The organism is Nostoc sp. JL23 (genome assembly GCF_017115065.1).
GTDB lineage: Bacteria > Cyanobacteriota > Cyanobacteriia > Cyanobacteriales > Nostocaceae > Nostoc > Nostoc punctiforme_A.
Genome location: NZ_JABXKN010000026.1, coordinates 107327 through 114868 on the forward strand (window position 1 = coordinate 107327; position 7542 = coordinate 114868).

Sequence of the window (7542 nt, forward strand, 5' to 3'; positions counted from 1 at the left end):
AATCTCTATTCACTTTTGGATAATCAGATAAATTAATAAAATGCTTGTATAGTAAAGGCTTTCTAGGTTAAAACTAGCAAAATTAATTTGTGAACAGATATTAATCAAGAATAATTATCCAAGACCATCTGTATGCCTACAACTATTTAATGTGGCTTAATGTGGCGGATTACTTCGGCAACTGACCAAGCTTGAGCGATCGCTCCTCTGGGTGTGTGAGGTGAATCGCCATCAAAAATCTCCGAAATAGAACCAAGACAAGCGTCAAAGAAAAAGTGATCTAGCAAGGGTTGCCAATCAAAAGGCAGCGATTGTTGTGGATAAAAACGTTGCCAAGCCCGAATATATGGCCCAATTAGCCAAGTCCAAACAGTGCCTTGGTGATAAGCGCGATCGCGTTGCTGTTGATTGCCCTCATATTTACCTTTGTATTCGGGATCTCCTGGATCGAGACTGCGAAGACCATAAGGTGTGAGCAAGCTGGTAGTTGCCAAATCTAATATCTGACACCCTTGCTGTTCCGAAAACCCACAATGGTGTAGCGACAGCGCCAAAACGGCATTCGGACGTATTTGAAAATTCCGGCGATCGTCCGGCTCAATAGTATCGTACAGATAACCTAACTGAGGATTCCAGAATTTTTGCAGTGAGGTTTTCACGTGTTGTGCTTGGTTAGCATAACGCTGTGCTTGCTTAGTGAGACGCACTGGTGAGCCATACTCCATTTGGCTCAAGCGCTCTGCCCACTGACTCAGCCAACATAAAGTAGAATACCACAGCGCATTGATTTCCACTGGCTTCCCGTAACGGGGTGTGACGGGTTGTGCCCCAATTACCACATCCATCCAGGTGAGAGCTACACCACGAGCATCCCAACTAACTAGCCCATCGGTAGCATCGACCTGGATATTGAAACGTGTACCACCGACAAAAGCTTTATAGATTTGCTGTACTACAGGGAATTGCTCTGCCAAAAAATCCCAGTCTTGGGTAGCTTCTAAATAAAGTCCTAAAGTTTCAATCCACCACAATGCCGCATCAATACTGTTATAAATTGGTTCGCCATTGAGATCGGGAAATACATTCGCAATCAAACCGTGGCGACAATAATGCCCAAAAGTTCGCAATACTCCTTTGGCTAGGTCAAAGCGCTGTGGAACTAGTGCCAACCCCGGTAAAGCGATTAATGTATCGCGTCCCCAGTCATTAAACCAGTGATAACCAGCAATGACCGTGGGACCTGCAATTGAGGCTCGATAGACGATAAACTGATCGCTTGCTTTGAGTAGTTGTTGCCAGATTGGGAATTGGGCATTGGGAATTGGGCATGGGGCATTGGGTATTGGATATTTGTAGTTATTCCCCTGCTCCCCTGCTCCCTTACCTCCCTCTCTCCATCCAAAAATCTGTGAGAGCCTTTCTTGCTCTGCCTCCACCGCTTCTGCAAAGGTTTTGAGGGTGAGAACACCTGGCACTGAGTCGGGAAAACCGACTCGTGCTTCTAAAGTCACCGTATCTCCTGGTTGAAGTGTGACTATTAAGTAACCAGGACTGTGGAGGTTTTCCTTGTCGCCTAATCCCCGTTTTGTCTCCTCAGACAATCTATAATCCCAATACCAAACTGCATCTGGTTGATAATTTCCTTGTGTCCAGCGTAAGTGCCAAGGTATGCCGAAGCGCCCAGAATTGATTGCTTGTAAACAGACTTGCTGTTCCCCTAGCAATTGTGAAAACTGTAATTTTTGAGCAGTCTGCTGGTGGTGAAAGTCACGTTCTGCTATCAACACTCGCAACCGTAAAATCGCTGTTTCAGTTCCCTCGTAGCGATACTGGATTAAAATTCGATGGCAAAATTGGGCATTGGGTATAAGAGGCAGAGGGGAAAAACTTTCTGCAATTTCTCCCCTGCTCCCCTGCTCCCCTGCTCCCCTGCCCCCTTGTCTCCTTGTCCCCTTATCCCCAATCCCTAATCCCCAGTCCCTAATCCCCACCAAACCATAGGGCATCACCAATTGCCTGGTTAATTGCCAGTTATCTTGACCCCAAGTCCATTTAGGAACTGGGTTAATATCAAAACGGCGTAGCTGTTGGTAGCCTGTTCGCTCAATCTGACCGTTACCCCAAACATTTGTCCCCAGTGCCACAACGCTCCCTAATATTTCCAAGCTAGCTTCTAGGTGCGAAAACAGCAGAGTCCTTTCAGAAGGTGGGTTTGTCGCGGCAAACAGCCAACCATGATAAGTACGTGTACGGACATCAGAAACTGTACCACTGGCAAAACTTCCTAAGCCATTGGTAAGCAACCATTCTCTTGTATCTAAATCAGGCATTTGCTACTCAAAATCGTTATGAGTATGATATAGTCGTAACAGATCGTAATTAAACTGTGAGAGCGTGGATGGGTAAATTTTATTTGACCCAAATTCCAACGCTACTAAACCGATAAAGGAGAATTAGGTTAATGTCCCTTACTTACGGAACCGAAGGAAGCCTCCGCGTTGGTCAACAAGCTCCCGATTTCACAGCAACTGCTGTGGTAGATCAGGAATTTAAGACAATCAAACTTTCCGATTATCGCGGTAAGTATGTCGTCCTGTTTTTCTACCCATTAGACTTTACCTTTGTTTGTCCTACTGAAATCACAGCATTTAGCGATCGCTACGAAGAATTCAAGAAAATCAATACTGAAGTCCTTGGGGCTTCCGTTGATAGTGAATTCTCTCACCTCGCTTGGATTCAAACAGATCGTAAATCTGGTGGCGTCGGCGACCTGAATTATCCTCTAGTCTCCGACATCAAGAAAGAAATTAGCGCCGCTTACAACGTTCTTGACCCAGCAGCAGGCATTGCCTTGCGTGGTCTGTTCATCATCGATAAAGATGGTATCATACAGCACGCCACCATTAACAACCTAGCTTTTGGTCGTAGCGTTGATGAAACCCTGCGGACATTACAAGCAATTCAGTATGTTCAGTCTCACCCTGATGAAGTTTGCCCAGCTGGTTGGCAACCTGGTGACAAGACAATGAATCCTGATCCAGTGAAGTCTAAAGTCTACTTCTCTGCTGTCTAAATTTCGCTAGCCAAAAAACTCTAATCCAGCTTTTTGGGGTTGAAAGCAAAATCAATGAAAACCACAGATAAACAGAGATACACATTAAACAATGTCAACCTCCGTAAATATCTGTGGTTTTTTATAAAATAGTATTTAAATAATCAAGGTTAAAAATATGCTGACTTCAACTGACTTTAGTGGCTTATTAAATGAAAGATTTTTCCGTAATTTTTTACCAGTTCCAGCTAGCAATCAACTCAGATTGGGAGTGGGAACACCAGACTTTCAATTGCCAGATATTACCAACGGAACTTTAGTAAGATTGTCTGATTATAAAGGCAAACAACCAGTGTTACTCGCCTTGACTCGCATTTTTACCGAAAAGCAATATTGCCCTTTTTGTTTTCCTCATATCAAAGCTTTGAATGAAAATTACGAACAATTTAAAAATCGCGGTATAGAAGTTTTAATGATTACTAGTACCGATGAAAAACAGAGTCAAATAGTTGTCAAAGATTTAGGCTTAAAAATGCCACTATTGAGCGATCCTAGTTGTCGAGTATTTCGTACATATCAAGCAGGACAAGCGCTGGGAGCGCCTTTACCAGCACAGTTTGTATTAGATAAAGAAGGAAAACTGCGCTATTGGCATTTATTTTCTTTTTTGGATCACAATGCCAGTGTTGAGACATTGTTAGAACAATTCAATTGACTATAAATATTCAAGGTTTTAGCGATCGCAACAAAAATCCCTTAATTCTGATTATTTCTCGTTACCCACATCTTTTTTATCTTTAGCTTCGTTACTATTGTGCCTCGGAATACAATTCCAAGGCTAATAGTTCAAGTTCTCTTAACTGGACTAAACAACAATTTATCTCAAGTTCGGTTAAACATTCACCCGAACATGATTCAAGTCCACTTGAGTGAACAGTAGCTCTGAGATGCAGAACTTAAGTTCTAGATAGGATGTGGTTTAGCATAATACTTTGACTGTTACCAAAATGTGGGTAATGACGAGATTTTAATTATGGGGATTCTCTTTTTGCTTGTTAAAGCCTGAATTGGTTCAAATGACTACGGGGATTATAAGTACGTATAGCCCGGATTTTTTCATAATATTCCCGCTCTTGTTGGCTGAGGTCTTTTGGTGGAACGATCGCTACTTTCACTAACTGGTCGCCGCGTCCACCTTTGGGGAGGGGCCAACCTTTGCCGCGTAAACGTAGAGATTGACCAGAACGCACTCCTGCTGGTAGTTTGACATTCACTGAACCATCGGGAGTGGGTACATCAATAGACGCTCCTAGAGTAGCTTCATCTGGTGTGATTGGCACTTCGCATACCAAGTTATCGCCTTCCATTTGGAAGAACGTATGTGGCTGAAGTTCGACTTTTAAGTATAAATCTCCCCGTTGTTGAGTCATGGGGTTAATCTGACCTTTGCCCCGCACCCGTAGGCGAGTACCAGTTTTAGCCCCAGATGGGATGTTGACATCTATTGTTTCATTACCTAAACTGAAGCGCTTTTTCACACCATTAAATGCTTCAGCAAAAGTTAGAGCGATCGCAGCTTCACTATCCTGGGTACTACGCGCACCTCCATCTTGAAACCCAAAATCGTTAAAGCTGTTGCTAAAATTAGTTGAGCTACCTGGAGAATTGCGGAAAGACTGACTTCGTGCGTGACTTTGGCGCCCCGCACCATGAGGAGGAGGGCCACCAAAGCGTCCTAGCAACTCATTAATGAACTCATCAAAATTGCCGTATTGACTGAAGTCAAAGTTACCCATATCTGGGCCAGCGCCGCCAGATGGGAAACCTTCACCAGCTTGTCTCCAATATTGACCGAATTGGTCGTATTTTTTGCGTTTATCTGGGTCTGATACAACTTCGTAGGCTTCGCTAACTTCTTTGAAGCGTGCCTCTGCCTGTTTGTTGTTTGGGTTGACATCAGGATGGTATTTGCGGGCTAGTTTACGAAAGGCTTGTTTAATTTCCTCTGAACTGGCAGTCTTACTGACTCCCAAAATAGCGTAATAGTCCTTGAAGTCGGTTGCAGCCATCTACCAGCCTCCTATAGAAATTCCCGTTATGTTTTTTTGAAGATGAGAGATGTTTAGTTTGCCTGGTATAGTGCCAAACAAAAAGAATATGATTTTAAATTAACAAAAAATATAGAAAATCAAGTGTGGTTCTCGCTCACCAAGGAATCGCAATTCCCGTACTCCGATTTTTCTGATAAGCGGCTGAGGCTGTCTAATCCTTCTTCCCGACTTGGGGGAGCATCCCGGAGTTGACGGTGCATCCGCAAAATAATTTCTTCTGGAACTTGGCGCGATCGCCTTTTATTCCGTGCCAAACACAGCCAAACTGGTGTATCCACCCAAATTCCCCTAATGTCGGTAAAGCCCAAGTTACGGGCTAAAGCAATGACTTCACGACGATGGCGGCGCTGGGCATTGGTGGCATCAAAAATAGCTGTATTAGTTGTGGAAATAGCTTGCTGAAATTGCCGCTCAATTTCGCGCCAAATCAGTAGCCACGACCCTTGAACGGCTTGGGAACCGAACAATTGCCCCCGAATGGCATCTGTAGAAATTAGCGCCATTTGGGGGGATTCTGTCAGTAATTGTTTTGCCAAGGTTGACTTCCCGCTTCCTGGAAGACCAATCAGCAAAATGAGCGCTGTTAGCGGTAGCGGGGCGTTCAGCTCGTGCTGAGTGCTGTTAGCGGTAGCGGGGCGTTCAGCCCGTGCTGAGTAAGAAGTTAGGAGTAAAGAGTGATTAGAAGTTTTATTCATAACTCACAACTCATAACTCAGCACTCACAACTCAGCACTACTAAATGATTGTTCCATCAGGAATTACAGCATTTTTCATCACGACAACGATGCCACTACGGATGTAGAAACCTTGACTTTCTCGGTCAGCTTCTTGCACGTTATCTTTATTGATAATTTTGACATCGTGACCGATACTAGCGTTTTTATCGATGATGGCACCGCGAATAATCGAGTCAGTACCAATACCTACAGGTATATCACCTTTTTCTACGTTGCATTGGCGTTCTACAGAAGCTTGGTAAAAATCTGCACCCATGAGTAGGGACTCTTCGATGACACAACCAGATTCAATTCGCGATCGCACTCCTAAAACTGAATGTTGAATGCGGCAATTTTTCAAAATGCAACCTTCACCGATAATTGATTCTGTTACCTGGCAATCTAATAGTTTACTTGGAGGTAAGTACCGAGCGCGGGTATAAATTGGTGCTTTTTCATCGTAGAAACTAAAAGGTGGCTGGGGCTGCTGAGTCAGGGCTAGATTTGCATGATAAAAGGCCTCAATTGTTCCAATATCTTCCCAGTAATCATCAAAAAGGTAAGCTTGAACGTTGTAATCTTTAGAGGCATCTGGAATAATTTCTTTACCGAAATCAGTCCTTTCTATACCTTCTCTCAACAACTTGAACAAAACATCTTTTTTAAAGACATAAATCCCCATTGAGGCGATGTAAGGCTGTTGCTTGGCTTGTTCCTTTGATAATCCCAGTACGCTTGTATCAACTTGCATTTGGGTTAACGCTTCGCCTTTAGGTTTTTCGCTAAAATCAATTACCCTACCGGAGTCATCGATTTTCATCAAACCAAAATCTGAGGCGCGGCGCTCATCGATGGGGATGACTGAGAGAGTAATATCAGCCCCCGTTTCCCTATGGCGCTGGATAAAGTGGCGATAATCCATGCGGTAGAGGTGATCGCCTGAGAGAATTAGATATTCTTCTACATCCCATTCTTCCATTAACCATAGATACTGACGTACAGCATCGGCTGTACCTTGGAACCAGTTAGGGTTTTCTGGTGTTTGTTGTGCCGCTAGCACTTCCACAAACCCTTCGTTGAAGCCAGTAAAGTTGTAAGTACGTGCAATATGGCGATTCAGAGAAGCTGAGTTGAATTGTGTCAGGACGTAGATTTTGAATATTTCGGAATTTATGCAGTTACTAACAGGGATATCGATTAGGCGATACTTCCCGGCTACTGGTACTGCTGGTTTAGCACGTAGTTTGGTTAGTGGGTAAAGTCGAGTACCCGCGCCACCACCAAGAATGATTGATAATACTTTTTTCACAAAATTTCTCCCGACTGCCTTTCAACTCTCATCTTCAGTTTAGGACTGTCTGCCACCACAGGTAAGGGGGATCGTCTGATTCTTTGGGATGAATTTTACAGAATGCTGGTAGTGTATGGATGCTGTGGCTTATCAGTAGAAATATAGAACATTTGTATTAATTGGGATGAAGAATGAGGGGCGATCGCTATACCCGAAACATTCACAGAGAATTGTTTTAGACTCATCCACAAATGGCAAATGCTCACGGGGACTGGGTTTGAGAAACTTGGGTACAATAGGCGATCACTAAAAGGAGCTACGAAAAAATAAGTATTTGAGAGCATTCAGAGGCAAAAAATTAAAATTAGGGTG

The 7542-nt window shown here is 43.6% G+C and carries 7 protein-coding genes; 2 read left to right on the top strand and 5 right to left on the bottom strand.

Annotated elements, in window-relative coordinates; genetic code table 11:
* Positions 1–146: 146 nt before the first annotated feature.
* A complete protein-coding gene (locus HWQ42_RS04255) occupies positions 147–2330 on the bottom strand; it encodes an amylo-alpha-1,6-glucosidase (protein WP_292809617.1) in 2184 nt (727 codons plus the stop codon).
* Between the two features lie 131 nt (positions 2331–2461).
* Between HWQ42_RS04255 and HWQ42_RS04260 the strand changes: the two genes are divergently transcribed.
* Entirely contained in the window at positions 2462–3073 is a 612-nt protein-coding gene (locus tag HWQ42_RS04260; protein ID WP_069068387.1) for a peroxiredoxin, read from the top strand.
* Between the two features lie 157 nt (positions 3074–3230).
* On the top strand, positions 3231–3767 hold the full coding sequence (locus HWQ42_RS04265; RefSeq protein ID WP_292809619.1) for a peroxiredoxin: 537 nt from the start codon (positions 3231–3233) through the stop codon (positions 3765–3767).
* Between the two features lie 340 nt (positions 3768–4107).
* Here HWQ42_RS04265 and HWQ42_RS04270 read toward each other — a convergent pair whose 3' ends face one another.
* The 4 genes from HWQ42_RS04270 to HWQ42_RS04285 form a co-directional block, all read right to left on the bottom strand.
* Positions 4108–5121, bottom strand: coding sequence for a DnaJ C-terminal domain-containing protein (locus HWQ42_RS04270; RefSeq protein WP_292809621.1), 1014 nt, complete (start codon positions 5119–5121; stop codon positions 4108–4110).
* A 119-nt stretch (positions 5122–5240) separates the two neighbouring features.
* On the bottom strand, positions 5241–5858 hold the full coding sequence (locus HWQ42_RS04275) for an AAA family ATPase (protein WP_292809623.1): 618 nt from the start codon (positions 5856–5858) through the stop codon (positions 5241–5243).
* Between the two features lie 40 nt (positions 5859–5898).
* Complete coding sequence (locus HWQ42_RS04280; RefSeq protein WP_292809625.1) at positions 5899–7188, bottom strand: glucose-1-phosphate adenylyltransferase; 1290 nt, start codon at positions 7186–7188, stop codon at positions 5899–5901.
* 95 nt (positions 7189–7283) lie between these two features.
* Positions 7284–7415 carry a hypothetical protein gene (locus HWQ42_RS04285; RefSeq protein WP_292809627.1) on the bottom strand — a complete coding sequence of 44 codons (132 nt, stop codon included), beginning with the start codon at positions 7413–7415 and terminating at the stop codon, positions 7284–7286.
* Positions 7416–7542 lie beyond the last annotated feature (127 nt).

Coding starts and splice junctions, on each gene's coding strand:
- HWQ42_RS04255 (WP_292809617.1), bottom strand. CDS start 2,330: ATGCCTGATTTAGATACAAGAGAATGGTTGCTTACCAATGGCTTAGGA.
- HWQ42_RS04260 (WP_069068387.1), top strand. CDS start 2,462: ATGTCCCTTACTTACGGAACCGAAGGAAGCCTCCGCGTTGGTCAACAA.
- HWQ42_RS04265 (WP_292809619.1), top strand. CDS start 3,231: ATGCTGACTTCAACTGACTTTAGTGGCTTATTAAATGAAAGATTTTTC.
- HWQ42_RS04270 (WP_292809621.1), bottom strand. CDS start 5,121: ATGGCTGCAACCGACTTCAAGGACTATTACGCTATTTTGGGAGTCAGT.
- HWQ42_RS04275 (WP_292809623.1), bottom strand. CDS start 5,858: ATGAATAAAACTTCTAATCACTCTTTACTCCTAACTTCTTACTCAGCA.
- HWQ42_RS04285 (WP_292809627.1), bottom strand. CDS start 7,415: ATGAGTCTAAAACAATTCTCTGTGAATGTTTCGGGTATAGCGATCGCC.